At 68.8% G+C, this 26,016-nt stretch carries 26 protein-coding genes; 9 read left to right on the top strand and 17 right to left on the bottom strand.

The window, feature by feature from the left end; all coding sequences use genetic code 11:
* Positions 1–33 precede the first annotated feature (33 nt).
* Positions 34–1,134, bottom strand: a complete 1,101-nt coding sequence (gene ychF / locus VEC11_RS16170) for a redox-regulated ATPase YchF (RefSeq protein WP_464134188.1) — start codon at positions 1,132–1,134, stop codon at positions 34–36.
* 197 nt (positions 1,135–1,331) lie between these two features.
* Between ychF and VEC11_RS16165 the strand changes: the two genes are divergently transcribed.
* A complete protein-coding gene (locus VEC11_RS16165) occupies positions 1,332–3,782 on the top strand; it encodes a zinc-dependent metalloprotease (RefSeq protein WP_464134184.1) in 2,451 nt (816 codons plus the stop codon).
* A gap of 108 nt (positions 3,783–3,890) precedes the next feature.
* Here VEC11_RS16165 and VEC11_RS16160 read toward each other — a convergent pair whose 3' ends face one another.
* From VEC11_RS16160 to VEC11_RS16135, 6 genes are all read right to left on the bottom strand, one after another.
* Positions 3,891–4,250, bottom strand: coding sequence for a DUF4087 domain-containing protein (locus VEC11_RS16160; RefSeq protein ID WP_464134179.1), 360 nt, complete (start codon positions 4,248–4,250; stop codon positions 3,891–3,893).
* Between the two features lie 10 nt (positions 4,251–4,260).
* Complete coding sequence (gene pth, locus VEC11_RS16155) at positions 4,261–4,833, bottom strand: aminoacyl-tRNA hydrolase (protein WP_464134523.1); 573 nt, start codon at positions 4,831–4,833, stop codon at positions 4,261–4,263.
* Positions 4,834–4,949: 116 nt separating this feature from the next.
* Positions 4,950–5,639, bottom strand: coding sequence for a 50S ribosomal protein L25/general stress protein Ctc (locus VEC11_RS16150; protein ID WP_464134174.1), 690 nt, complete (start codon positions 5,637–5,639; stop codon positions 4,950–4,952).
* A gap of 207 nt (positions 5,640–5,846) precedes the next feature.
* Positions 5,847–6,821 carry a TraB/GumN family protein gene (locus tag VEC11_RS16145; protein ID WP_464134170.1) on the bottom strand — a complete coding sequence of 325 codons (975 nt, stop codon included), beginning with the start codon at positions 6,819–6,821 and terminating at the stop codon, positions 5,847–5,849.
* A gap of 31 nt (positions 6,822–6,852) precedes the next feature.
* Positions 6,853–7,296: a hypothetical protein gene (locus tag VEC11_RS16140; RefSeq protein ID WP_464134166.1), complete on the bottom strand. Its 444-nt coding sequence runs from the start codon at positions 7,294–7,296 to the stop codon at positions 6,853–6,855.
* Complete coding sequence (locus VEC11_RS16135; protein WP_464134163.1) at positions 7,268–7,477, bottom strand: helix-turn-helix transcriptional regulator; 210 nt, start codon at positions 7,475–7,477, stop codon at positions 7,268–7,270. Before VEC11_RS16135 ends, VEC11_RS16140 begins: the two co-directional genes overlap by 29 nt.
* A 193-nt stretch (positions 7,478–7,670) precedes the next feature.
* Here VEC11_RS16135 and VEC11_RS16130 point away from each other — a divergent pair, with 193 nt between their 5' ends.
* Positions 7,671–8,120, top strand: a complete 450-nt coding sequence (locus tag VEC11_RS16130; RefSeq protein WP_464134158.1) for a hypothetical protein — start codon at positions 7,671–7,673, stop codon at positions 8,118–8,120.
* Positions 8,121–8,191: 71 nt separating this feature from the next.
* On the opposite strand, the gene VEC11_RS16125 is transcribed toward VEC11_RS16130, so the two are convergent.
* Complete coding sequence (locus VEC11_RS16125) at positions 8,192–9,148, bottom strand: TraB/GumN family protein (RefSeq protein ID WP_464134153.1); 957 nt, start codon at positions 9,146–9,148, stop codon at positions 8,192–8,194.
* Between the two features lie 106 nt (positions 9,149–9,254).
* Here VEC11_RS16125 and VEC11_RS16120 point away from each other — a divergent pair, with 106 nt between their 5' ends.
* Genes VEC11_RS16120 through VEC11_RS16100 form a run of 5 tightly spaced genes read left to right on the top strand, consistent with a single transcriptional unit; the run spans position 9,255 to position 16,047 of the window.
* Entirely contained in the window at positions 9,255–10,121 is an 867-nt protein-coding gene (locus tag VEC11_RS16120; protein WP_464134148.1) for a glycine--tRNA ligase subunit alpha, read from the top strand.
* A complete protein-coding gene (locus VEC11_RS16115) occupies positions 10,109–10,597 on the top strand; it encodes an endonuclease domain-containing protein (protein WP_464134142.1) in 489 nt (162 codons plus the stop codon). The genes VEC11_RS16120 and VEC11_RS16115 overlap by 13 nt, the downstream gene beginning before the upstream one ends.
* The gene (glyS, locus tag VEC11_RS16110; RefSeq protein WP_464134139.1) at positions 10,594–12,885 is read left to right on the top strand and encodes a glycine--tRNA ligase subunit beta; all 2,292 of its coding nucleotides are present in this window, start codon (positions 10,594–10,596) and stop codon (positions 12,883–12,885) included. The genes VEC11_RS16115 and glyS overlap by 4 nt, the downstream gene beginning before the upstream one ends.
* A 1-nt stretch (position 12,886) precedes the next feature.
* A complete protein-coding gene (gene ppdK / locus VEC11_RS16105) occupies positions 12,887–15,544 on the top strand; it encodes a pyruvate, phosphate dikinase (protein WP_464134135.1) in 2,658 nt (885 codons plus the stop codon).
* Positions 15,541–16,047 (top strand): DUF4262 domain-containing protein, encoded by a 507-nt coding sequence (locus VEC11_RS16100; RefSeq protein WP_464134132.1) that lies wholly within the window; start codon positions 15,541–15,543, stop codon positions 16,045–16,047. The genes ppdK and VEC11_RS16100 overlap by 4 nt, the downstream gene beginning before the upstream one ends.
* Here VEC11_RS16100 and VEC11_RS16095 read toward each other — a convergent pair.
* Genes VEC11_RS16095 through VEC11_RS16060 form a run of 8 tightly spaced genes read right to left on the bottom strand, consistent with a single transcriptional unit; the run spans position 16,044 to position 23,541 of the window.
* Positions 16,044–16,325 (bottom strand): LapA family protein, encoded by a 282-nt coding sequence (locus tag VEC11_RS16095; RefSeq protein WP_464134127.1) that lies wholly within the window; start codon positions 16,323–16,325, stop codon positions 16,044–16,046. The genes VEC11_RS16100 and VEC11_RS16095 overlap by 4 nt on opposite strands.
* 57 nt (positions 16,326–16,382) lie before the next feature.
* Positions 16,383–17,384 carry a type II secretion system F family protein gene (locus tag VEC11_RS16090; protein WP_464134123.1) on the bottom strand — a complete coding sequence of 334 codons (1,002 nt, stop codon included), beginning with the start codon at positions 17,382–17,384 and terminating at the stop codon, positions 16,383–16,385.
* Positions 17,385–17,403: 19 nt separating this feature from the next.
* Positions 17,404–18,378, bottom strand: coding sequence for a type II secretion system F family protein (locus VEC11_RS16085; protein ID WP_464134118.1), 975 nt, complete (start codon positions 18,376–18,378; stop codon positions 17,404–17,406).
* A gap of 39 nt (positions 18,379–18,417) precedes the next feature.
* Positions 18,418–19,698 (bottom strand): pilus assembly protein CpaE, encoded by a 1,281-nt coding sequence (locus VEC11_RS16080; protein ID WP_464134114.1) that lies wholly within the window; start codon positions 19,696–19,698, stop codon positions 18,418–18,420.
* Positions 19,695–20,366, bottom strand: coding sequence for a CpaD family pilus assembly protein (locus VEC11_RS16075; RefSeq protein WP_464134110.1), 672 nt, complete (start codon positions 20,364–20,366; stop codon positions 19,695–19,697). Before VEC11_RS16075 ends, VEC11_RS16080 begins: the two co-directional genes overlap by 4 nt.
* A gap of 32 nt (positions 20,367–20,398) precedes the next feature.
* Entirely contained in the window at positions 20,399–21,958 is a 1,560-nt protein-coding gene (locus VEC11_RS16070) for a type II and III secretion system protein family protein (RefSeq protein ID WP_464134106.1), read from the bottom strand.
* 1 nt (position 21,959) lies between these two features.
* Positions 21,960–22,985 (bottom strand): Flp pilus assembly protein CpaB, encoded by a 1,026-nt coding sequence (gene cpaB / locus VEC11_RS16065; RefSeq protein WP_464134102.1) that lies wholly within the window; start codon positions 22,983–22,985, stop codon positions 21,960–21,962.
* A gap of 52 nt (positions 22,986–23,037) precedes the next feature.
* Positions 23,038–23,541, bottom strand: a complete 504-nt coding sequence (locus VEC11_RS16060; protein WP_464134097.1) for an A24 family peptidase — start codon at positions 23,539–23,541, stop codon at positions 23,038–23,040.
* 48 nt (positions 23,542–23,589) lie between these two features.
* Between VEC11_RS16060 and VEC11_RS16055 the strand changes: the two genes are divergently transcribed.
* Entirely contained in the window at positions 23,590–24,528 is a 939-nt protein-coding gene (locus VEC11_RS16055; protein ID WP_464134091.1) for an alpha/beta hydrolase, read from the top strand.
* Positions 24,525–25,592, top strand: coding sequence for an NAD(P)/FAD-dependent oxidoreductase (locus VEC11_RS16050; protein WP_464134087.1), 1,068 nt, complete (start codon positions 24,525–24,527; stop codon positions 25,590–25,592). Before VEC11_RS16055 ends, VEC11_RS16050 begins: the two co-directional genes overlap by 4 nt.
* On the opposite strand, the gene rnhA is transcribed toward VEC11_RS16050, so the two are convergent.
* Complete coding sequence (gene rnhA, locus VEC11_RS16045) at positions 25,568–26,002, bottom strand: ribonuclease HI (protein WP_464134520.1); 435 nt, start codon at positions 26,000–26,002, stop codon at positions 25,568–25,570. The genes VEC11_RS16050 and rnhA overlap by 25 nt on opposite strands.
* Positions 26,003–26,016: the final 14 nt, after the last annotated feature.

Raw genomic sequence — 26,016 nt, 5'->3', positions numbered from 1 at the left:
CGCCCGGCAAACGGGCGGTGGCGCAGGGGGTTCCTACACGTTGAAGCGGAACAGCATCACGTCGCCGTCCTGGGTGACATAGTCCTTGCCCTCGGCGCGCATCTTGCCGGCCTCCCTGGCGCCGGTCTCGCCGTTGCAGGCGACATAGTCCTCGTAGGCGATGGTCTCGGCGCGGATGAAGCCGCGCTCGAAATCGCTGTGGATCGTGCCGGCCGCCTCGGGCGCCCTGCTGCCTTTCTCCACGGTCCAGGCGCGGGCCTCCTTCGGGCCCGCGGTGAAGAAGGTGATCAGGTGAAGGAGGTCGTAGCCCGCGCGGATGATGCGCGCGAGGCCGGTTTCCTCCAGGCCGAGATCGGCGAGGAATTCGGGCCGGTCCGCCGGGTCCATGGTCGCGATCTCCGCCTCGATCGCGGCGGAGATGATCACCGCGCGCGCATCCTCGGCGGCCGCCCGTTCGAAGACGCGCGCGCTATGGGCGTTGCCGCTCGCGGCGTCCCCCTCGTCGACATTGCAGACGTAGAGGACGGGCTTGGCGGTGAGGAGCTGGGCGCGCGCCAGGGCGAGTTTCTCTTCATGGTCCTTCGGCTGGGTCAGCCGTGCGGGCTTCGAGTCGCGGAGCAGGTCCAGCGCCTGGCCGAGCACGCTCGCCTGGATCTTCGCTTCCTTGTCTCCCTGCTGCGCCTTCTTGACGAGGTTGGGAACGCGCTTCTCGAGGCTCTCGAGATCGGCGAGCATCAGCTCGGTCTCGACCGTCTCGGCGTCCGCGATCGGATCGACGCGGCCCTCGACATGGGTGACGTCGCCGCCCTCGAAGCAGCGCAGCACGTGGACGATCGCGTCGACCTCGCGGATATTGCCGAGGAACTGGTTGCCCAGCCCCTCGCCGGTCGAGGCGCCGCGCACCAGCCCGGCAATGTCGACGAACTCGAGCTGGGTCTCGATCACCTGCGCGGATTTGGCGATCGCGGCGATCTTCTGCAGGCGCGGATCGGGCACGGCGACGCGGCCGACATTGGGCTCGATCGTGCAGAAGGGATAATTGGCCGCCTGCGCCGCCGCGGTCTCGGTCAGCGCGTTGAACAAGGTGGACTTGCCGACATTCGGCAGCCCGACGATTCCGCAACGAAAGCCCATTTACGACTCCTGAAATCCTCCCCGGCACGGGGAGGGGGACCATGCGCAGCATGGTGGAGGGGGCCCTGAGACCTGCCCCGAGCCCCCTCCACCACGCCGCTTCGCGTCGCGGTCCCCCTCCCCGTTTCCGGGGAGGATCAATTTGGCGTTCCGTTAGCCGTTGCGCCCTCCGAAAGCCAGCTTAGTGTGCTGGTCCCATGACACGCCGCCTCGTCGCCCTGCTGCTCGCCACCGCCCTGCCGATCACCGCCATCGCCCAGCCGGCGCAGCCGCCCGGGCCGCCGAGCCCCGCGACCCAGGTGCTGATCGGCACGGTGCCGCAGCCGGGCCTGCTCCCGCTCCATGTCGACCGCAGGCAGGGGCGGATCATCGTCTCGCTGCCGGCGCCGGATGCCGAGGGGATCTCCGGGCGCTTCGTCTATGTCGCGTCGCTGGAGACCGGGCTGGGCTCGGCGCCGGTCGGGCTCGACCGAGGCCTGGCCGGCACCTCGCGGATCCTCGTCTTCCGCCGGGTCGGGCGCAAGGTGGTCGCCGAGATCGAGAATCTCCGCTTCCGTTCCTCCACCGGCCCCGCCGCCGAGCAGGCCGGCGTGCGCGACAGCTTCGCCTACTCGACGCTCTGGATGGGCGACATCGCCGCGGAGACGCCGGACGGGCGGCTGCTCGTCGATCTCTCCTCCTTCCTCACCCGCGACGAGATGGGCATCGCGCAGGCGCTGAAGGAGGGTGGCGGCGGGGAGTTCCGGCTGGTTCCCGAGCTGTCGGTCGCCGACCCCAATTCGGTCCGCGTCTTCCCGGAGAATATCGAGCTGGAGGGGCGGCTGACCTTCACCTCGGCGGCGCCGACCGCCGAGACCAACAATATCGCCGTGGTGAACGGCAATCTGAGCTTCGTCGTCCGCCACAGCCTGATCCGCCTGCCCGCGCCGGGCTACGTCCCGCGCCGCTTCGATCCGCGCGCCGGCACCTTCGGCAGCCAGGTGGTGGATTTCGGCCAGCCGCTCGGCCGGCCGATCGTCTACGAGCTCGCCAACCGCTTCCGGCTGGAGAAACTGGAGCCGGACGCGCCGCGCTCGCGCGTCCGCCGGCCGATCATCTTCTACGTGGACCGCGCCGCGCCCGAGCCGATCCGCACGGCGCTGATCGAGGGCGCGAGCTGGTGGGCGGACGCGTTCGACCAGGCCGGCTATATCGACGCCTTCCGGGTCGAGCTGCTGCCCGAGGGGATCGACCCGCTCGACGCGCGCTACAACGTGATCCGCTGGGTCAACCGGGCCACGCGCGGCTGGTCCTACGGCCAGGTCGTCGAGGATCCGCGCACCGGCGAGATCATCCGCGGCCAGGTGCTGCTCGGCTCGCTGCGGGTGCGCCAGGACATGCTGATCTTCGAGGGGCTGGTCGGCGCGCGCCAGACGAACAGCGGCGGCCCGAACGACCCGGTGCGGGTCGCGCTGCAGCGCATCCGCCAGCTCGCGGCGCACGAGGTCGGCCACGCGCTCGGCCTCGCCCATAATTTCGCGGCGTCCACGCAGGGCCGCTATTCGGTGATGGACTATCCGGCGCCGCGCATCGGGCTGGTGAACGGCGCGCCGGACCTCAGCGACGCCTATGGCACCGGCGTCGGGCGGTGGGACCGGTTCACGGTGAACTGGCTCTACGGCGCGCAGACCGACGCGCAGGCGCGGCCGCTCATGCAGGCGGCGCTGGCGGAGGGGCTGCGCTATGTCGGCGACGGCGAGGCGCGGCCGGGCTATTCCTCGCAGCCCTTCGGCGGCCTCTGGGACGACGGCCCCGAGCCGGTCGCCGAGCTGACGCGCATGCTCCGGGTCCGGCAGGCGGCGGTGGCCCGCTTCGGCCCCGACGCGCTCTATCCGGACGAGCCGGTCGCCAGCCTGCGCCGCAAGTTCGTGCCGATCTGGCTGCTGCACCGCTACCAGCTCGAGGCCGCGGCCAAGCTGATCGGCGGCGTCGATTTCGCCTATGCGCTGAACGGCGACGGGCGGGAGCGCTCGCCCTACGTCCCGCTCGCCGAGCAGCGCCGCGCGCTCGACGCCCTGTTCGCGACGCTGGAGCCGGGCGCGCTGGAAGTACCGCCGGCCCTGCTGCCCTATCTCTCGGCCGGCTGGTCGGGGGGGCCGGACCGGCAGGAGACGATCGAGATCTTCCGCACCGCCGGCGGGCCGGTCTTCGATCCCTTTGCCGCCTCGGAGGTCGCGGCCCAGCTGACCCTGTCCAACCTGCTCGTCCCCGAGCGGCTGAACCGGCTGGAGATCCAGAGCCAGGCGGAGGAGGAATGGCTCGGCCCGGCCGATATTTTCGAGCGGCTGATCGCCCGCGCCACGCGCGCCGACGTCGCCAATCAGGCGCTGCAGCGGCGGATCGGCACGCAAATCATTCTCGCGCTCGCCCGGGTGCAGCGCGATCCGGCGCTGTCGCCGCCCGTGGCGCTGGCTTTGTCAGACCGGCTGCAGCGGCTCGGGACGGAGCTGCAGCGCAGCGGCGGCGGCGGGGCGAACAACGAATGGGCGCGCGGGCTGGGCCGGCTGCTGACCGACCGCGAGGCGCTTACCGCCGCGCTGGCTGAGCCGGCCCGCACGGTGCGCATCCCGCCCGGCATGCCGATCGGCGGCGCGGCGGACGATTATTAGGGTATCGCGCCCCCGTGTGCTCCGGCGAAGGCCGGAGCGTTGGCCGGATCGGCATCTGCGGGTCTCGCAACGCTCCGGCCTTCGCCGGAGCAAGGGGGTCGCCGGAATTTAGCTCGGGCGCCTGAGCGTCCGGTCGTTCCGGCACTGGCGCAGCGGCACCGGCGTCGCCGCATAGATCCGCGTGACCCGCATGCTGGCGCGGTCGGTCGAGACGGTCATGCAGGCGCAGCCATAGCCGTAATAGCCGTTGGTGCGGACCCAGCCGCGCGTCGTCATGTCGGGCATCTCGTCCCAGCCTTCGGCCTGATAGCCGCCCTGCACCATGATCGTCCATTCGCCGTCCCGGTCGGTCAGCCAGTAATTGGCCGGCGTCGGGTTGGCGAGCCAGCCACAGCGCCGTTCGGCGCCGGCCGGCGTCTGGGCGGGGGCGAGGAGAGCGAGGGCGGCGGCGAAGAGCAGCTGAACCATGGTGTTAGTTCTACTCCTGCTGCAACCGCAGCGCCACGTCGCTCATGAAGCGGGCGTCGTCGCCCTCGGCCAGCCAGCGCGCCTCGGCGGCGATGGCGGCGAGCAGGTCGGAGAGGGGGTCCATTTCCGCCCTGGCGTAATTGCCGAGGACGTGGCGGGTCACCTTGTCCTTGTGGCCGGGCTGGCCGATGCCGATCCTGACGCGGCGGAAGTCGTTGCCGATATGCGCCTCGGTCGAGCGCAGGCCGTTATGGCCGGCGGTGCCGCCGCCGGTCTTCACCTTGACCTTGAAGGCGGCGAGATCGAGCTCGTCGTGAAAGACGGTGATGTCGCCGACATCCTTCTTGAAGAAATCCATCGCGGCGCGGATCGAGCGGCCGCTGTCGTTCATGAAGGTGGCGGGCTTCAGCAGCAGGATGCGGTTCGAGCCGATGCGGCCCTGCTGGGCCCAGCCCGAGAAGCTCTTCTTCGGCGGATCGAAAGCGTGGACTTCGGCGATGGCGTCGATCGCCATGAAGCCGACATTGTGGCGCTGCATCGCATATTGCGCGCCGGGATTGCCGAGGCCGACCCAGATCTGCACGGGTGCGAACTCCCCCCAATCCTCCGCCTCCACGTCTTCCCGGGCGGAGGCGGGCTGGCCCGGCACCTCGACCGGCGGTCTGCCGCCGAACAAGGAGCCGAGCCAGCGGAACACCTTTATTCCTCGCTCGCGCCTTCTTCGGCCTCGGTCTCGCCGACGGTCGGAACCTCGTCCGCTGCGGGCTCCTCGCCCTCGATGCCGGCGGCGGCCGCGGCAGCGTCGGCAGCCTCGGACTTGACGCCCGACGGAGCGACGATGGTGGCGATGGTGAAGTCGCGGTCGGTGATCGCGCTCTCCGTGCCCTTGGGCAAAGTGACGGCGCTGATGTGCAGCGAATCGCCGATGTCCATGCCGGCGAGGCTGATCACGATCTCCTCGGGGATCTCGGCCGCGTCGCAGATCAGCTCCAGCTCGTGGCGGACCTGGTTCAGCACGCCGCCGCGCTTGATGCCCTTGGACTTGTCCTCGTCGACGAAGTGGATGGGCACGTCGACATGCACCTTGGCATGCTCGGAGATGCGCAGGAAATCGACATGCAGCGGCCGGTCCGTGACCGGGTGGAACTGGACGTCCTTCGGCAGCGTGCGGACCGGCGCGGCGCCGGCGTCGATCATCACTACCGAGTTCATGAAGTGGCCGCCCGACAGCGCCTTCATCAGCGCCTTCTCCTCGACATGGATCGAGAGGGGGTCTTCGTTGTTGCCGTAGATGACGGCGGGTACGCGGCCTTCGCGACGCAGATAACGGGAGGCTCCCTTGCCAGCCCGATCGCGCGTCTCGGCCGACAGCGTAAGCTGTTCGCTCATTGCATGTCTCCAAGTGCAGGGTTCAACTTGCCCGCTCACGCCTCCAGGGATGACCATGAACGGGGAGGCGCGCCTATAGGGGAAGGCGAGGGGGGAAGCAAGGTCCGAGGCTGGACCGTCATTGCGAGAGAAGCGAAGCAATCCAGCGGTGCCTTTGGGCCGCTGATTGCTTCGTCGCTACGCTCCTCGCAATGACGAGCCCCGGGCCTAGCGTGCCACCACGTGCGGCACGCGCTCGCTCTGGATGCCGCGGGCACGGAGGGCCGCCTGCACGCTGTCGTCGCCGGCGAGGTGGCCCGCGCCGACCGCGATGAACACGGTGCCGGGCCGTGCGAGGCGCTGCTGGATCCAGCCCGCCCAGGCGGCGTTGCGGTCGGTGAAGAGGATCCGGTGCAGGGCGCGGCCCTCCTCGCCGTCCTCCTCGTTGCCTTCGTTGGTGATCGCGGCCAGGCGCTGGACATCGCCCGTCGACCAGGCAGTGAGCATCTCCGGAAGCTTCTCGCCGATCTCGTCGATCTCCTCGACCCCCTGGACGAGCTGGGCGATCTGCAGGGCTTCGGGCATGGCGTCGAAGATGCGGAGCTGATGCTCCATGCCCTCGAGCTCGCCGATCGGCATCGACCGCGCCTGGGCGGCCCGGGTCAGCACCATCTCGGGGCCGTTGTCGCCGCTCATGCCGATCTTCTGCGCGCTCATGGCGGCCATGGTCATCCCGACGAACCAGGGCTCGAACCGGTCGAAGGCGCCGTTCGGGACGCCGAGCTCGCCGAGCTCCCGGTTCAGCGCCGCATTCTGCGCCGGCGTCAGCCGCGAGGAGATGGTGCGGCCCTGCCGGTCGACCGCATATTGCAGGATCATGCTCTGCAAGGCCGCGGGATTCTCCGGAATCCGCGCCTCGAGCACGAGCTCGCGCGAGGCGTCGAAGGCGGTCTTCACCTCGTCGTTGAACCAGGTGCGGCCGTCCAGCAGGTGGATGGTCCCGAACAGGTAGATGGTCGTGTCCGCGTCGCGGACCACCCAGAGCGCGGGGTCGGCGTCGCGGTCCGCGCCCGGCAGAGGCGGCCGCGCCGGCGCGGCCGCAACATTGGCGGGCGCGGCCTGATTGTTGGCCGGGCTCGGTGCTTGGGCGCAGGCGAAGGCCGGCAGCAGCGCGAGCAGGGCGGCGAGGAACATCTTCTTCATTGCGGTCGAATCTCCGTGCTTTCAGAACATCCTAGCGGACGCGGTGGAAAAGTTTAGCCAGCCCCATCACCGCGACGAAGCCGATGAAGATGACGAAATGCATGGGTTCGCGGACGAGGCCGCCCTTCCAGAGCAGCAGCCAGACCGGATAGACGAGGACATAGGCGCCGGCTGCGGCGACCACCGATTTCTGCTTCGCCGCCTTCTCGAATTCATCGAGGTGGCGCCCGTAGAAGATGGCGCCGACGATCACGACGACCAGGAAGGCGGCGGCGAGGCTGATGGCCAGCGCCGGGGGCCAGAAGTGATTGGGGTCGAGCAGGTCGTCCGCCTGCGTGAAGCCGGCCGTGAACCCGCCGACGAAGCCGGCCACGAACAGGGTGCCGATAATCCAGAACTTGCGCCGCCGCCGGTTGCGCTCGAGCACCTCGCCCGAAGCCGCCCCCTCAGTCGCGCCCATTTTCGCCACCATCATTGAAAATCTCCTCGATGCTCGCCCCGAACAGCCGCGCCAGCCGAAAGGCCAGCGGCAGCGAGGGATCGTGCTTGCCCGTCTCGATCGCGTTCACCGCCTGGCGGGACACGCCGATCCGGCCGCCAAGCTCCGCCTGGCTCCAGCCGCGCTCGGCCCTGAGTACCCGCAAACGATTCTGCACTCTCGTCACTCCCATGTCAGCCGAGGCTGACGATGTGTCATGGAAACCTGACTAGGCGATTCGCAAAATACTGTCAAGCGTACCTGACATAATGACAAGAAAGACTGACTTCTCGCTCTCGAGCCGTCGCAAGCCGCCGTTAACGGCTGTCCGCCTAGGCTCCGGGCCGACCCCGCATTTTCCGGAGGGACGCATGAGAGGCTATTGGATTGCCGCGGCCGGCGCGGTTGCGATCACCGCCATCACCGTGCCCGCACAGGCATGCGTCTACAGTCCGCCGCTGAACCTCGAAGACGTGCGTCACGCGGAGATGGTCGTCGTCGGGCGGATCGTGAACTACCGGATCGTCAGGGACGAGGCGGCGAGGCGGGAGCGCCGGGTCCTGGAGGCACGCTGGCCCGGGCTAGGCCCGCAGGCGCAGCGGCGACGGGCCCAGCGGACCAGCTTCCTGAGCGACTATGCGAGCTTCGATATCCTGGTCGAACAGGTCCTTGTCGGGCAGGCGGGGCGCGTGGTGAGCGTGACCTGGACCAACTCCACGTTCGGCGAGCCCGCGGCGATGCCGGAGGGGCGCTATCTGGTCGCGCTGCGCCGGCGTATCGGGACTGAGACATTGAGCCCGGTAAGTCCTCCTGTTCGATAGCCTTCATCTTCGCCGAGACGAGCAGGGAGGCCCGCGGCGTCCGGGAGATTCTCGCGCGTCGGTGAGGCCGCTCAGTAGATACGCTGCACTCTGAGGCCGCGGCTCTCCAGCATCGACTGGACGGAGACGCGGCCGGCCAGATGCCCCGCGCCGATCGCGAACAGGACCGTGCCCGGGCGGTCGAGGCGGCGGGCGAGCCAGTCGGCGAAGCCGCGGTTGCGGCGGGTGATCAGGCTTTCGTAGAGCTCGGGCGGGAGCGTCTCCATCTCGGCGGCAATGCCGTCGAGATTGCCGGTCAGCCAGTCGCTCTCGTCGGGATCGCCGGCCGGCTCGCCATTGATATAGGCGTCCACCGCCTCGTCCAGCATCGCCTGCTGGACGTTGAGCGGCATGCCGCGAAAGGCGCCGATCTGGTCGGCCGCCGTCTCGACGCCGGAAATCGGGCGGCCATTGGCGCGAAACTCCCGGGTCAGGGTCTCCTCGACGCCGGCCGCCGCTTCGGCCTCCTGCGCCGCGCTGCCCTCGCCGCCGGCATATTCCCGCGCCATCTGGGTGACGCCGAGGATCACCGCCACCGCCCAGGTCTCGAGATTGTCGAGGCTGCCTTCCGGAATCTCCAGTTCGCGCAGCATGCGGGCGAGGCCCGCCCGCCGGTTCGCCGAGACGCGCTGCAGGACGGGCACCGACTTCGCCATCCGCATCATCGCGAAGGCATCGAGATTGCTGGCGCTCATCTCCTGGTCGGTCAGCTCCAGCACCAGCTCCTGCGCGTTGCCGGCGATCCGGTTGAAGGTCGCCGAGCGCCAGCGCAGCTGCGGGTGGAGAATATGGACGGTGCCGAACAGGTAGATGCGGGTGTCGTCGTCGGAGAGCAGCCAGATGGCCGGGCGCGGCTCGCCCGGCGGCTGGACGAAGGGGGCGGGCGTGCGCGGCCGGGCCGCCGGCGCGGTTTCGGCGAGCGCCGGCCCGGCGAGCCAGAGCGCGCCGAGCAGGCCGACCAGCATTTTCCTGCCCCAACCCATCCTCATCCCGTTCTAACCCTTGTGCGATTCCGTTTCCTTGACCCATCCTGCCCCATGCGCCAAAGCGAAGCGACCTTTTGTTGCACCTGCGAAGGAAAAAAGAAGGCAAGAAATGGGGGCCTCGCTGTCTTTCCAGCGCCTGATCCTGACGCTCCACGATTATTGGAGCCGGCAGGGCTGCGTCATCCTGCAGCCCTATGACATGGAGATGGGCGCCGGGACCTTTCATCCGGCGACAACCCTGCGCGCGCTCGGCCCCGATCCCTGGAAGGCCGCCTATGTCCAGCCCTCGCGCCGGCCGACCGACGGCCGCTACGGCGAGAATCCGAACCGGCTGCAGCATTACTACCAGTATCAGGTGATCCTGAAGCCGAGCCCGCCCGATTTGCAGGCGCTCTATCTGGGCAGCCTCGCCGCGATCGGCGTGGACGCGCTGAAGCACGACATCCGCTTCGTCGAGGACGACTGGGAATCACCGACCCTCGGCGCCTGGGGGCTTGGCTGGGAGGTCTGGTGCGACGGCATGGAGGTCACCCAGTTCACCTATTTCCAGCAGGTCGGCGGCTATGACTGCAGGCCGGTGGCCGGCGAGCTCACCTACGGGCTGGAGCGGCTCGCCATGTACATCCAGGGCGTCGACAGCGTCTACGATCTCGCCTTCAACGATGACGGGGTGACCTACGGCCAGGTCTTCCGCGAGAACGAGGTCGAGTTCAGCGCCTATAATTTCGAGGTCGCGGACACGGACAGCCTGTTCGACCGCTTCCGCCAGGCCGCCGAGGAATGCCGCCGCTGCATCGAGGCGAAGCTGCCGCTCCCCGCCTACGACCAGGCGATCAAGGCAAGCCACATCTTCAACACCCTGCAGGCGCGCGGCGTGATCTCGGTCGCCGAGCGCCAGGCCTATATCGGCCGGGTACGCGAGCTGACCAAGGGCGCCTGCCAGGCCTGGATGGAAAAGAACGGATGGGCGGCATGACGAGGCGTCCCCTTGATCCTCCCCGGGACGGGGAGGGGGACCGCGCGAAGCGCGGTGGAGGGGGCGGGCCGACCTTGCGCCGACCCACCGTTTACGTTGCGCGCAGGCTTCGCCGAGCCCTGACCCTACCAGAGGCGCTCTTGTGGCAACGCCTTCGCGGTTCGCCCGAGGGCATCGCATTTCGCAAGCAACACCCGATCGACCCCTATGTTGCCGATTTCTACTGCAGCACGGCCCGCCTGGTCATCGAGATCGACGGCGAGGCGCACGACAGGGGTAGCAGGCCGCAGCGTGACCAGGTGCGCGACGCATTCCTGCGTGAGAAAGGATATCGTGTGCTGCGCATAGCGGCTGGAGAAATCTTAAACGATCCCGATGGGGTCGCTGCTTCCATTGTGGGATATGCGGCCAACCCCCTCCACCACCGCGCTGCGCGCGGCGGTCCCCCTCCCCGTGCCGGGGAGGATCGGCGATGAGCGATTTCCTGCTGGAATTGCTCTCCGAGGAAATTCCCGCGCGGATGCAGGACAAGGCGCGGGCTGATCTCGCGCGGCTGTTCGAGGAGCGGCTCGGCGAGGCGGGGCTGAAGGCGGAGGCGGTCACCACCTACGCCACGCCGCGGCGCCTCGTGCTCATGGCGAGCGGCCTCCCCGAGGCGACCGAGGCGGTTTCCGAGGAGCTGAAGGGGCCGCGCACCACGGCGCCGCCGCAGGCGCTGGAGGGCTTTCTGCGCAAGACCGGGCTGGGACAGGACCAGCTCGAGGAGCGGGACGGGACCTGGTTCGCGACCATATCGCGGGCCGGGCGTCCGACCGCGGCGGTCCTCGCCGAAGCCATCCCGGCCATCGTCCGCGGCTTTCCCTGGCCCAAGTCGATGCGCTGGGGCGAGGCCTCGGTCTCGACCGAGAGCCAGCGCTGGGTGCGGCCGCTGCACGGCATCGTCGCCATCCTCGGGGACAAGGTGATCGACTTCGAGGTCGCGGGCGTCACCTCGGGCGCGACGACCGTCGGGCATCGCTTCCATCACCCGGGCCCGATCACGATCGGGGGTGCCCGGGACTATCTCGAGAAGATGCGCGCCTGCCACGTCGTCGTCGACCAGGAGGAGCGCAAGGCGATCATCCGCAAGGAGTCCGACAAGCTCCAGCGCAAGACCAGGACCTTGCAGGACGAGGGTCTGGTCAGCGAGAATGCCGGCCTCACCGAATGGCCGGTCCCGCTGAAGGGCAGCTTCGACACCGCCTTCCTCGCGCTGCCGCCGGAACTCATCCGGCTCACCATGCGGGTGAACCAGAAATTCTTCGCCTGCCTGAACGCGGACGGCCAGCTCTGCAGCCGCTTCGTCTGCGTCGCCAATATCGACAGCTCCGATCCTGCGGCGGTGATTGCGGGCAACGAGAAGGTGCTGGCCGCCCGCCTGTCGGACGCCCGGTTCTTCTGGGACCAGGACGTCAGGATTCCGCTGGCCGAGCAGGCGCAGAAGCTCAACCAGATCGTCTTCCACGAGAAGCTCGGCACGATTGCGGACAAGGTCGAGCGCGTCGCCAAGCTCGCCCAGTGGCTGGTCAACGAGCGGCTGGTGAAGGGCGCGGACCCGCTCGACACTTTGACCGCAGCCCGGCTCGCCAAGGCGGACCTCGTCACCGAGCTGGTGGGCGAGTTCCCCGAATTGCAGGGCGTGATCGGCGGCTATTATGCCCGCGCGCAGGGGCTGCCGGACGCGGTCGCGACGGCGATCGGCGACCATTACAAGCCGGCGGGGCAGGGGGACGAGGTCCCCACCGATCCGGTGACGGTGGCGGTCAACATCGCCGACCGGCTCGACACGCTCGTCGCCTTCTTCTCGATCGGCGAGAAGCCGACCGGCTCGCGCGATCCCTTCGCGCTGCGCCGGGCCGCTCTGGGCTTCCTGCAGATATTGACCAAGAACGATCTGCGCCTGCCGCTCAGCGACGTGCTGGTGCAGGCGGCGGTGCTCAACATCGTCTCGCGGCTCGGCGCGATCTCGACGGTCACCTTCCCCGATTTGCTCGACAGCGACGATCACGAGCATGAGATCACCGCGGAGGTCGGCACCTACACCTACCGCCATGGCGACCGGGTCGTGGTGCGCTGGAAGGCCGAGCTGACCCCGAATATCGAGCGCGGCAAGATCATCCAGGAGGCCCAGGATCTGAGCGAGGCGATCCTCGATTTCCTGGAGGACCGGCTCAAGGTCCAGCAGCGCGAGGCCGGCGTCCGCCACGATCTGATCGACGCGGTGTTCGCAGCCCAGAAGCCGGGCGGCGGCGGCGAGGATGACCTCGTCCGCCTGCTCGCCCGGGTCAGGGCGCTGCAGAATTTCGTGGAATCGCCGCAGGGCGCAGACCTGCTCGCCGGCTACAAACGCGCCGCCAACATCCTGAAGAAGGAAGGCTGGGAGCATGAGCAAATCCCGGTCCGTCCCGAACGGAATCGGGGCACGGCGCAGGACGAGTTCGTCGATGGCGTCCGAGTTTCCGGCTACGCGCCCCAGATCGAGGAAACCGAGCTGGACGACGCGCTCGACGCGGCCGAGCCCAAGGTGAGGGCGGCCCTGGCGGACGAGGAATATGAGCGCGCCATGGCAGCGCTGGCGAGCCTGCGCGCCCCGGTCGACGCCTTCTTCGACAAGGTGACGGTCAACGATCCGGATCCGGCGACGCGGGAGCTGCGTTTGAACCTGCTCGCCCGGATGCGCAGCGCCGTGCATCGGGTGGCGGATTTCTCGAGAATCGAAGGTTGAGATGACGCGTCACGTCTACCGCTTCGGCGGCGGCGCCTCGGACGGCGAGGCCGGGAACAAGAACCTGCTGGGCGGAAAGGGCGCCAATCTCGCGGAGATGGCCGCGATCGGCCTGCCGGTGCCGCCCGGTTTCACCATCGCGACGCCGGCCTGCGCGCTCTATTACGAGAAAGGCGAGGGCTTCCGGGATGCCGTCGCGGCCCAGGTAGGCGAGGGGATCGCGCATATCGAGGCGGTGACCGGCAAGAGGTTCGGCGATCCTGCCGATCCTTTGCTCGTCTCGGTCCGCTCGGGCGCGCGCGTCTCCATGCCGGGCATGATGGACACGGTCCTCAACCTCGGCCTCAACGACGAGACCGTGCAGGGACTGGCCGCGGCCTCGGGCGATGCGCGCTTCGCCTGGGACAGCTACCGGCGCTTCATCCAGATGTATGCGGATGTGGTCCTCGGCCTCGATCATGGCGCCTTCGAGGAGGCGCTGGAGATCGCCAAGGAGGACAAGGGTGTCCATCTCGACACTGAGCTCGAGGCCGGCGACTGGGAGAGGCTGGTCCGGCGCTACAAGGCTCTGGTCGAGGAGCTCTGGGACCGGCCCTTCCCGCAGGACGTGCACGAGCAGCTCTGGGGCGCGGTGGGCGCCGTCTTCGGCTCCTGGCAGTCGGAGCGGGCCAAGGTCTATCGCCGGCTCAACCATATTCCGGGCGACTGGGGCACCGCGGTCAACGTCCAGGCGATGGTCTTCGGCAATATGGGCGACACGTCGGCAACGGGCGTCGCCTTCACCCGCGATCCCTCGACCGGCGAGCGGGCCTATTATGGCGAATATCTGATCAACGCGCAGGGCGAGGACGTCGTCGCCGGCATCCGCACGCCGCAATATCTGACCCGGGCGGCGCGCGAGAAAGCGGGGGCGAAGGCGCTCTCGATGGAAGAGACGATGCCGGACGTGTTCGCCGAGCTGGCGCGCGTCTTCGAGCTGCTCGAGCGCCATTATCGCGACATGCAGGACATCGAGTTCACCGTGGAGCGCGGGACGCTCTGGATGCTGCAGACCCGGTCCGGCAAGCGCACCGCCAAGGCGTCGCTGCGGATCGCGGTGGAGATGGCCGAGGAGGGGCTGATCTCGGAGGACGAGGCGATCCTGCGCATCGATCCCGCCCAGCTCGACCAGCTGCTCCACCCGACGCTCGACCCCGGCGCCGAGCGCCACGTGATCGCCAAGGGCCTGCCCGCCTCGCCGGGCGCGGCCTGCGGCAAGGCGGTGTTCGACGCCGACACGGCCGAGGCCTGGAAGCAGGCCGGGGAGAAGGTGATCCTCATCCGCGTCGAGACCTCGCCGGAGGACATTCACGGCATGCACGCGGCAGAAGGCATCCTCACTGCCCGGGGCGGCATGACCAGCCATGCGGCGGTCGTGGCGCGCGGCATGGGCCGCCCTTGCGTCTCCGGCGCGGGCTCGCTGGCGATCGACTATAAGGCGAAGTCCCTGCGTGTCGCCGGCCATGAGGTGCCCGAGGGGACGATCATCACCATCGACGGCACGACCGGCGAGGTGATGCTCGGCGAGGTGCCGACCGTGCAGCCCGAGCTGGTCGGGGATTTCGGCACGTTGATGGCCTGGGCGGACACGAAGCGGCGCCTCAGGGTCCGTACCAATGCCGAAACCCCGCTCGACTGCCGCACCGCGCGCGAATTCGGCGCCGAGGGCATCGGCCTCTGCCGCACCGAGCATATGTTCTTCGACGCCGAGCGGATCATGAATGTCCGCCGCATGATCCTCGCCGAGGACGAGGCGGGCCGCCGTGCCGCGCTCGCCGACCTGCTGCCCGCCCAGCGCGCGGATTTTGCCGAGATCTTCCGGATCATGGCGGGCCTCCCGGTGACGATCCGCCTGCTCGATCCGCCTTTGCACGAATTCCTGCCGCACACCGACGAGGAGATCGCGGAAGTCGCGGAGGCGGCGGGCGTGCCGCCGGCGGCGCTGAAGCGCCGGGTCGGCGAGCTGCACGAGTTCAACCCGATGCTTGGGCACCGAGGTTGCCGTCTCGGCATCACCTACCCCGAAATCTACGAAATGCAGGCCCGCGCGATCTTCGAGGCGGCGCTGGAGGTCGAGCAGGCGCCGATCCCCGAGGTGATGGTGCCGCTGGTCGCGACCAGGGCCGAGCTGGCGATCATCCGCGCCCTGATCGAGCGGACCGCCGAGGCGGTGTTCGCGGAGCAGGGCGCGCGCGTCGACTATCTGATCGGCACGATGATCGAGCTGCCGCGGGCCGCGCTCGCCGCCGGGGAGATCGCGAAGGAGGCGGCCTTCTTCAGCTTCGGGACGAACGATCTCACGCAGACCGCGTTGGGCGTCAGCCGCGACGACGCCGGCCGGTTCCTCACCCAATATGTCGAGAAGGGAATTTTCGCCCGCGACCCGTTCGTCAGCCTCGACGTCGAGGGCGTCGGCGAGCTGATCATGATCGCGGCCGAGCGGGGCACGCTGGTCAAGCCCGATCTCAAGCTCGGCATTTGCGGCGAGCATGGCGGCGACCCGGCGAGCATCGCCTTCTGCGAGAAGGTCGGCCTCGATTATGTCAGCGCCTCGCCCTACCGTGTCCCGATCGCGCGACTCGCGGCGGCGCAGGCGGCGCTTCGGAAGGGACAGGGATGAGCCTGCGCGGACGATCGGTCGACGATCCCGACGATCAGTATTGGATCGATCTCGTCGCGCAATATGGCCACGCGGTCGTTCAGGTTGCCGACGGCGAGGCCGAAGCCACCGACGAGCCGGAATTCGCCTACTCGATGGGCGCGTTCGAATCCTATGGCGCGCCGGAGCTGATCGTCTTCGGACTGCGCGGCGATATCGCGGCGCAGATCATCAATGACGTCCTTGGTGCCTGCCAGGCGGGGCGGCGCTTCCGCTCCGGGGTCCTGGAACACGGCTTGGTCGGCGGCGACCTACCGCTTGTCTTCCTCGACGCCAATCGCCGCCTAGGCGTGGAATATGCGACCTATGCCGACTGGTATTACGAGCGGCAGCCTTTCCCCCTCTGCCAGATATTCTGGCCGGCGAAGAATGGCTGTTTTCCCTGGGACGCTGATTGTCCTCCAGAGGTGCGAAAGTTGCAGGTCGACCTGACGGCAAACCGCTACGGCGGATTGTCCCACTAGAGCGGACCCGGCCGGTCGCGGTCGTCGTGGCGGGCCTCGTCCTTCGCGGCGGCGTGGCGGAGCGAATCCATTTCGGCCGCCTCACGCCGGTTGCGATCGACCGTTTCGTCATATTCGCGTTTCAGCCGGGCGTTCTCGGCTTCAAGCTCCTCTCGCTTGGCCACCTCCTCGCGGTAGCGCCCCTTCCACTTGGGGCTGGCGAGCAGGGCCATGCCGAGCACCAGCCCGAGCACGAAGGCGAGCAAAAGGATCAGCCACTGGTCGGGCGTGAAGGACATGCGCCTCTCCTCGGATCGTTTCGGGGAACAACCGTCCCCGCCGACCGAGGTTCCGGATCAGTTGCCGGCGATGAGGGCGTCGTTGATCGAGCAGGCGGCCGGGCCGAGGATGACGATGAACAGCACCGGCAGGATGAACAGGATCAGCGGCACCGTCATGATCGCGGGCAGGCGCGCGGCCTTTTCCTCGGCGCGCATCATGCGCTCGTTGCGGAATTCGGCCGAGAGGACGCGCAGCGCCGAGGCGAGCGGCGTGCCGTATTTCTCGGTCTGGATCATGGTCGTGACCACGCCGCGCACCGAATCCAGGTCGATGCGCTTGGCCAGATTCTCGAAGGCGAGGCGGCGGTCGGTGAGGAAGCCGAGCTCGATCGAGGTCAGGGCGAATTCGTCGCCCAGCTCCGGATAGGCCTTGCCAAGCTCGCGCGAGACGCGGGCGAAGGCGGCGTCGACCGTGAGGCCGGCCTCGGCGCAGATCACCAGCAGGTCGAGCGCGTCGGGCAGGCCCTTGCGGATCGCCGAGGTGCGCTTGTCGATCTTGTTCTTCAGCCACAGATCGGGCGCCTTGTAGGCGAGGATGAAGGTGCCCGCGACCAGGGCATATTTCTTGAACGAGCCCCAGTCCGGGAAATAGTCGTAGATATAGACCAGCCAGATGATGAAGCTGCCGAGCACGATCGGCAGGATCAGCCGCGCGAAGATGACGACGAAGGCGAGGTCCTTGGAGCGGATGCCGGCCTGCATCAGGCGCGCCTGCGCCTTCACCACCTGATCCTCCTGGAGGACCTTGAGCGAGGAGAGGATGCCGCGGACCTTGTCCGCCATCTCGTTCTTGTTGGTGATGTTCTTGCGCCGCTTCGACGTGGAGGCGACGATGCCGGCCTTCAGCTGTTCGCGCCGCTCCTGGAGCGCCTTGACGCGCTTGCCCATGGGATCCCTGACGGTGGCGGCAGCGTAAATCGCGACCAGCACGGCAAACGTCGCCACGGCGGCGAGGATGCTCCCCACCATGACGAAGTCGATCCCGAGGATCGTGCCGCCAGACGAAGGTGTCGACATATCCGGTCTGCCCCTTCGCTCAGATCTCGAAGTTGATCATGCGCGACATGATGAACGCGCCGATCCCCATCCACACCAGGCCGCCGCCGCCGGCGATCATCAGCCGCTCGTCGATGAAGAAATTCTGCATGTAGCTGCCGTTGATCCACCAGATCAGGCCGAAGACGATGAAGGGCAGGGCGCCGATGATATAGGCGGACGCCTTGGATTCCGACGACATGGCGCGGATCTTGAGCTTCATCGCGGCGCGCTTGCGCAGCACGTCGGCGAGGTTGGACAGGGTCTCGGCCAGGTTGCCGCCGGTCTCGCGCTGGATGGCGAGGCTGATCACGAAGAACTGGAATTCCGGCGTGCCGAGCCGCTGCGCGGTCTCGTTCAGCGCCGCGTCCATGGTCCGGCCGATCTTCATCTTGTCGGTGACCTGGCGGAACTCGTAGCCGACCGGATCCTGAATCTCCTCGGAGACGACCTGCATCGTCTCGGAGATGGGCAGGCCCGAGCGCAGGCCGCGCACCATCAGCTCGATCGCATCCGGGAACTTGGCGTTGAAGGCCTTGATCCGCCGGGCGATCAGCTTGGAGACGACCATGTGCGGCAAGGCGACGCCGATCAGCAGGCCGACGGTGATCGCGAGCAGGATCGGTAGGCCCTGGAAGGTGAGCAGCGCGACCATGCCGACGGCGAGGCCGACCGAGGCGATCACATATTGGCCGAGCCGCCAGGTCTTGCCGGTCTGCGACAGCCGGAGCTGCAGCAAGGCTGGGTTGGGGATGAAGCGCTTGGCGAAGCTGTCGCTCTTACTCGCCCGCTGCGCGAAGATCTTGCGCATCTGCGCCTGCGCGACCGATTCCGACGAGCGGCTGTGCCGCTCGCGGACGCCCTCGAGACGCCGGGTGACGAGCTTGTTGGTCGCCGGCCCGGAGAGGGCGGCGAACAGCAGGAGCACCGCACCCAGGGCCCCCCCGAACAGCAAGATCGTATCAAGCGACGGCATTTCGCCTCCCTGGTCTCGTCACGAATCCCGAGGCGACGCTCAGGCCGCCTGCGTGGACGCCTCCTTCGGCTTCTTCGCGACGAGGGACTTCAGATTGAACTTGCCGAGCAGCGAGCTGCCGCCGGCCTTGGCCGGTTCGTCACCAGCCTCGGCATCCTGGTCGACGGTGCGCGTCAGCAGATCGCCGAACGGCTGCGTCAGCTTTGCCGACTTGGTGACCTTGGCGAGCGGCTGGCCAAGCTTGGCCGACTGCGAGGCGGCCTTGGCGTCGAAGGGGAGGACGATGTCGACCTTGCGTTCGATCGAATGCTCGAAGTCCTTGCGGCTCACCTCCTGCACGGCGGCCTGAACCCGGTTGGCGACCACGATCACGCGGGCCTGCGGGGCATTGGCCTTGAGCCAGGAGAGGATGCGGATCGCATCGCGCGTGCCGGCGAGGGTGAACTCGACCACCACAACGACGACATGGACGTCGCCGAGCAGGTGCGGGAACTGCACCATCATGTTGCGCGGCATGTCGATCACCGTGCCCTCGAAGGCGTGGCGGATCTCTTCCTGCAGCTGATAGAAGGCAGAGCCGTCGGTCATCATCGACTGGTTGATCGGCGCCTCGGCGCTGAGCACGCAGAGCTTGTCATTGGCGCGCACCATCGCGCGCTCGATGAACAGGCCGTCGATGCGGCTCGGATTCTCGATCGCGTCGGTGAGACCGCGGCCGGGCTCGAGGTCGAGCGCCAGCGCGCCGGTGCCGAAATGCACGTCGAGGTCCAGCAGCGCCGTCGAGCGGCCGGCCTTGTCACCCATCAGCCAGGCGAGGCTGGTGGCCACCGTCGAGGCGCCGACGCCGCCGCGGACGCCGATCACCGCGGCCATGACGTTCGGCTTCTCGTTCGCGGACTCCATCAGGCGCGGGCCGGAAATGGTCATCTGCGCATTGGCGAAGGCATCGCGCAGCTGATCGGCCGAGAAGGGCTTCAGCAGATAGTCCTGGATGCCCGAGGCGACGAGGTCGCGATAGAGACGGACGTCGTTCACCTGGCCGGCGGCGATCACCACCGTGCCCGGCTCGCAGACCTCGGCGAGCGCGTTGATGTCGTTCAGCGGGTCGCCGCTCTCGGAAAGGTCGACGAACAGGATGGACGGGCTCGCCGCGACCGACAAGGTCTGCACGGCGTTGCGCAGGCCGCCCTTGTTCACCTTCTCAGGCGACCAGCCATGCTCGACCGCGATCGGGCGCAGCATCTCGGCCGTCGTCTCGTCGGCTACGAAAGCCTGGAAGGGGTCACGAAGACCCGATCCGCGGTGGAAAGGCGCGTTCACTGGCCACCTCCGGAGCTGCGCGTGGACGGTGCCGGCAGCGGCTGGTTGCCGGTCGGCTGACGTGTGCGGTAGGAGCCGACGGCACGGCCGGCGACCTGCGCGCTCTCACGACCCGAGCCTTCCTGGCCGCGGACCAGATCGTCGGGATTGGCGACCATCGCGGCGAGGTTGGAGTTGGTCGCGCAGCCATAATTGGAGTCGGTGCGGACCGGCGAGTCGATGCCGGGATTGGTGTAGGACGGGCAGCTGTCGACCCGGGCGCTGGACCGGCTCGCCACGACCCGGATCGTGCCGGGCGCGATCTCGCCTTCGGTCACCGGCGCAGCGGCGTCCGCGAGCAACAGGCCGAAATCGCCGGCCACCCGGCCCACGTCGGCGCGGGCGCCCGCGGAGGCATAGCCGCGCGGCTCGTCGATGGTGATGCGGTCGCCGTAGCGCGCGCCGATCGATTCGAGCCAGGCGCCGAACCGGTTGAGCTCGGCCTCGGAGACCCGGTCGCCCTCGACGCGCAGGTCGAGGACGTAATTGGTATGTTCGACCACCGGCTGATGCACCGAATAGACGCTGTAATTGCTGCGCGCGTTCAGCTGCGCGGGCTGGCCGGTGGCGCAGGCACTCACGGCGAGGCCGAGGGCGCTGACCGCGGCGATTCTGATCAGGCGAGACATGGTGGCGGCGTCCTTTCGATCTCGGGCGGTCATCACAAGTTGAACCCGGGCTGGGCCGAGGCGCTGGCGGGCGGCTGCGTCGCGGGCGTGCCGCCCCCGCTGGCCTGGCCGGTCGCGGCCGGCGGCGTCGCGGCGCCGGTCGTGACCCCCGGCCGCACGGTGCGCGGCTCGGCGGCGGTCGGCATCGGCCGCGGCTCGTTGCGGCTCGCATTGGTCGTGCCGAGCAGCAGGCGCGAGGCCTCGTCCGGATTGCGGTAGCCGTCAGTCGGCAGCACGACCTGGTTGGCCGAGACCGGCCGGACCAGATAGGGCGTCACCACGATCATCAGCTCGGTCTCCTCGCGGCGGTAGCGCGTGGAGCGGAAGAGCGCGCCGATGATCGGGATGTTGCCGAGGCCGGGCTGGCGCGCGATCGAATTGGAGTTCGAGTTGCGCAGCAGGCCGCCGATCACGAAACTCTGGCCGGAGCCAAGCTCGACCGTGGTCTCGGCGCGCCGCGTGGTCAGCGACGGGATTTCGAACCCATTGAAGCGGACGCTGCCGGTCGCGCTGAGCTCGGAAACCTCCGGGCGGACGCGGATCGAGATGCGGCCGTTCTCGAGCACGGTCGGCGAGAAGGCGAGGCCCACGCCATATTGTTTGTACTCGATGGTCACCGTGCCCAGCGACTGCGGGATCGGGATCGGGAACTCGCCGCCGGCGAGGAAGGTGGCGGTCTCGCCCGAAAGCGCGACCAGGGTCGGCTCGGCGAGCGTCACCACCTGGCCGGTGGTTTCGCCGAGGTCCAGCGAGCCCAGCAGGTCGACGCCGAGCAGGCGTCCGGCGGCGGCGAGCGTGCCGCCCGGGGAGACGCTGGTGACGACCGAGGTGCCGCTGCCGCCCGAGGTGACGTTGACGCCCATCGGACCGCCCGGATTGAACTGGACGGCGGCGCCCCGGCCCTGGCCGATGCCGAACTGGAAGCCGCCCGTCTGGTCGGCGGAGGTAACGTTGACGCCGATGTCGCGGGCCAGCGAGCGGCTGACCTCGGCGATGCGGACCTGGAGATAGACCTGCTGCGGCGTTGCCGTGCGCAGGCGGCTCACCACCTCGACATTGGCGCCGACGAAGGCCTTGACGAGGCGCTCCGCCTCGGCGGCGTCGGAAGGCTGCGCGACCGTGCCGGTCAGCAACACCATGCCGTTCATCGGCGTGGCGGTGATGTCGGCCTCGGGCATCGCGACCTCGAGCATCTGCGCGACCGAACCGAGATTCTGGCCGACGCGGACATTGGCCGAATAGACGACCCGGCCGGAGCGGTCGGTCGCATAGACCGTGGTGTTCCCCGCGGTCTTGCCGAAGATGTAGATCTGGCTCGGCGTGCTGGCATGCACGTCGGCGATATTCTCGTCGGCGACGAACACCTCGGCGACCTGGCCGGTCGGGCGGACCATGCGGCCGGTGCCGACGGACAGGGTCACGTCATTGGCCGGGGCGAGCGTGCCCTGGGCCATGGCGGGAGCGCCGGACGTGGCCGCCATCAGGCCCGCCGTCAGCGCGGCGGCGATGGCGGTGCGCAGACCGGCCCGCCGGATTTTGCTCTTGCTCGTCATCTCAACGACCCCCCACCGGAACCACTGTGACATTGTTGCCCCGGGCGATGCGGACCACCGGACCCACGGGCTGGCTCGGGGCGGCGGCGATGCCGCTGGGAGCCTGACGTCCAGCATTGCTTTCGTTATTGCCCCGGGCCCGCGAGGGCACGGTGCTGCGCTGGAAACGGGAAACCTCGGCACCGACCGTGTAGGTCGGGTTGTTGTCGATCGGGCGGCTCGCGATCTGGAGCAGCAGCTGCCGCTCGGCGCGCGGATCCTGGCCCGCCGGAACCGTCACCTCGCCGGAGGCGATGGCCCGCTCGAGCTCGGCATTGTTGTCCGCGAGGCTGCGCAGCGACAGCGAGAGCTGGCCGATGGTCTGGGCGACCGCGATCTTCTCGGCGATCTTGGGCGTCGCCTCGAAGGTGATCGTCGAAACGGTCTGGGCGACCTGGTTGCCGTTCTCGTCGCGCGAGTTCAGTCGCTGGTCGACCGCGAGCACGCGGATGTTGCGGACGATCGTCTCGGAGGCGCGCAGCGGCGGGCCCTCGCCGCCGCCCTCGACCTCCTGGGTCAGGACGAGGTCGACCCGGTCGCCCGGGAAGACGAAGCCGGCGACACCGGAAGTGGCCGAGACGCCGACGGTCACGGCGCGCATGCCCGGCCCGAGCGCCGCGGCGAGGAAGCCGCGCTCGCCGGGGCGAACGATCGCGCCCTGGGTCAGCGGCTGGCCGGCGGTGATCTCGGAGCGGACGACGGTGCCGATCAGGCTCTGCGGATCGGCGCCGCCCTCGCCACGGGCGAAATAGGCGTCCTGCACCAAGCCCTGCGGCCAGGGCTGGTAGCGGAAGGCTTCGGCGTCGATGATCGTGCCGACCGGCAGCGTGCGGGTCGCGACCAGGACTTCGGGGCCCTGCGGCGCCTGCTGCGGCGTCGCCTGCGCTTCGGGCGCTGAGGCACCCGAGAACATGTTCTTGGCCATGATCGCGGTGACGCCCGCGATGAGGAGTGCGCCTACGAGCAGCACGATTTTCTTGACGTCCATGGCGTTCGGCGCCCCCTTTGCGGGCCTGAGTAGAAATTTCAGGCCTTACTCATCATCCAAACTGGTTAAGAAAACGTTCGCTAATCAGCCAAAGCCCCCCGAATGCGATGGCCACCCCGTAGGGAATTTCGAGCTTGTCCTCGCGCTTCGCGAGCTTGTGGCGGATCAGGTAGCCGAGGGTCAGCACGCCCCCCGCGACCGACATCAGGAAGACCAGCACCAGCACCGCCTTCCACGGCAGCCACAAGGCCAGAGCCGCGATCAGCTTGACGTCGCCGCCGCCCATCGCGCCCATCGCGAAGGCCGCCGCGAACACCCAGAAGGCGACGAAGGCGATCCCGATCTGCATCGCCATGTCGGGCCAGACCGAGAGACCGGTGCTGAGCCAGAAAGGAATGGCGCCGAGGGCGATGGCCAGGTTCAGCCAGTTCGGAATGGTGCGGGTCTTCAGATCCCACCAGCAGCAGGCCAGCAAGGCCGCCGCCAGCACGACGAGCAGGAGGGTCGGCATCGCCGCCCAAAGCCATTGCAAAATTCCGGTTAGCCCCACGTTCATGCTGGCAGGGTCTAGACGCCGTTGCTTTCCAAACCGTAACCGTGCGCCATGGTAAATGAGCAACAGGGCTGGCGCATTCACCCCGCCGCCGCGGTCTTTTCGAATTGGGCGGCACCGGACGGGATGACGCTGCGCCGGATGGACTGGCCGGCGGCGGCCCGCCGGAAGCCGCGCGGCAGCCTGCTGTTCGTGAACGGCCGCGGGGACTTCATCGAGAAATATCTCGAAACCTATGCCCGCTTCGCCGCCGCGGGCTGGCGCGTCACCAGCTTCGACTGGCGCGGCCAGGGCGGCTCGCAGGGGCCCGGCGCCGAGAAGGCGCTGGCCGGCTTCGACATCCTCGTGGACGATCTCGACGCGCTGATCGCCGACTGGCGCACCGCCGGGCCGGGCCCTTATGTCGTGCTCGGCCATTCGATGGGCGGCCACCTGGTGCTGAGGACGATCATCGACCGCAGGCCGGCGCTCGACGCGGCGATCCTGACCGCGCCGATGCTCGAGGTGAACAGCGCGCCCATCCCGATCCGGATCGCGCCCGATATTGCCGACACGATGTACTGCCTGGGCTTCGGCCGGACGCCGATGTGGAAGACACCGCCCGCGATGATCGTCCCGGGCGGGCGGCGCAACCGCAACCTGACCGGCTCGCGGGAACGCTATGAGGACGAACTTCACTGGTGGGGCGTTGAGCCCGGCTTCAATCTCGGCCCGCCGAGTTTCGGCTGGATGCGCGCCGCCTTCCGCTCGCGCGCGGCCACCTTCACGCCGGAGAAGCTGGGCAAGGTCGACCTGCCGATCCTGATCATCGGCGCCGAGAAGGACCGGCTGGTCAGCGCTGCGGCGATCCGCGAGGCGGCGGCGCTGCTGCCGCATGTGGAACTGGAGATGATGCCGGACGCCGCCCACGAGATCCTGCGCGACGCGGATCCGGTCCGCGACCGGGCGCTGGCGCGGATCGACGCCTTCCTGGCCGGGCTCAAGGCGTGAGCCGCTACGATATCGCCATCGTCGGCGCGGGCATGGCCGGCGCCGGGCTCGCCGCCGCGCTCGCCGGCGAGGCGCGCGTGCTCCTGCTCGAGGCGGAGGATCGGCCGGGCTATCACAGCACCGGCCGCTCCGCCGCCTTCTGGTCCGAGACCTATGGCGGACCCATGATCCAGCCGCTGACCAGCGCCTCGCGCGCCGCACTGGCGCCCTTCCTCAGCCCGCGCGGCTGCATCCACCTCGCCGATGCGGACGGCGTTGATGCCCTGGCCGCGCTCGCGGACGAATTTGCGGGCTCGGCCGTGCCGCTCCGGCCTCTGTCCCGGCCCGAGCTGGAAACCCGGCTCCCGGGTCTCAGGCCCGGCTGGGAGCAGGGTCTCGCCGAGCCGACCTGCGCCGACATCGACGTCGCCGCGCTGCATGCTTCCTGCCTGCGGGCGGCGGGCGCGGGGCTCGTCGTCAATGCCCGCCTGCAGGCGGCCGAACGGCGGGAGGGTTATTGGTCGATCGCCACGACGTCCGGCGGGTTCGAGGCCGGGATCCTTGTCAACGCCGCCGGTGCCTGGGCCGATGCGGTGGCGTTGCTGGCCGGCGAGAAGCCGCTCGGGATCACCCCCTATCGCCGGACCATCGTCCAGCTCCGCACCGACCCGCCGGCGCCGGCGGACCTGCCGTTGATCGTGGACGCGCTGGAGCATTTCTATTTCAAGCCGGAGGCGGGCGGGCGGCTCTGGCTGAGCCCGCACGACGAGACTCTGTCCGCGCCCTGCGATTGCGCGCCCGAGGAGCTGGACGTGGCGATCGCCATCGACCGGCTGGAGCGCGTGGTGGACTGGCGGATCGCGGCGGTCGAGCACAAATGGGCCGGGCTCAGGAGCTTCGCGCCGGACCGGCTGCCGGTCTACGGCTTCAGCGACAGCAGCCGCGGCTTCTTCTGGTGTGCGGGGCAGGGCGGCTTCGGCATCCAGACCGCGCCCGCCGCCTCGGCGCTGGCCGCCGGCCTCCTGCTCGGCCGGCCTGCGGGGGCGATCGATCCGGCGCCCTACTCGGCGGTGCGGTTCGCGTAGCGCAGCGCCTCGGCGCAGGCTAGCGCGTCGGCCCGGTCGTTCTCGGGATGGCCGCTATGGCCCTTCACCCAGTGCCACTCGATCCGGTGCGGCGCGCAGGCCTCGACCAGGGCCTGCCAGAGCTCGGCATTCTTGACCGGCTTCCTGTCGGCGGTGCGCCAGCCATTCTTCCGCCAGCCGTGGATCCATTTGGTGATGCCGTCGCGGACATAGACGCTGTCCGTATAGAGCTGGACGCGGCAAGGCCGCTTCAGCGCGTTCAGCCCCGCGATCGCTGCCATCAATTCCATGCGGTTGTTGGTGGTGAGCGGCTCGCCGCCGGACATCTCCTTCTCGCGCGCGCCCGCGCGGATGATGACGCCCCAGCCGCCCGGCCCGGGATTGCCCTTGCAGGCCCCGTCCGTGAACATGTCGACGTCGGTCA

Origin of the sequence: Allosphingosinicella sp. (assembly GCF_035626655.1) — a bacterium.
In the GTDB taxonomy this organism is placed as follows: Bacteria; Pseudomonadota; Alphaproteobacteria; order Sphingomonadales; family Sphingomonadaceae; genus Allosphingosinicella.
The sequence above is the reverse complement of the archived record's forward strand: the minus strand, read 5'-3'. Positions and strand labels throughout refer to the sequence as shown.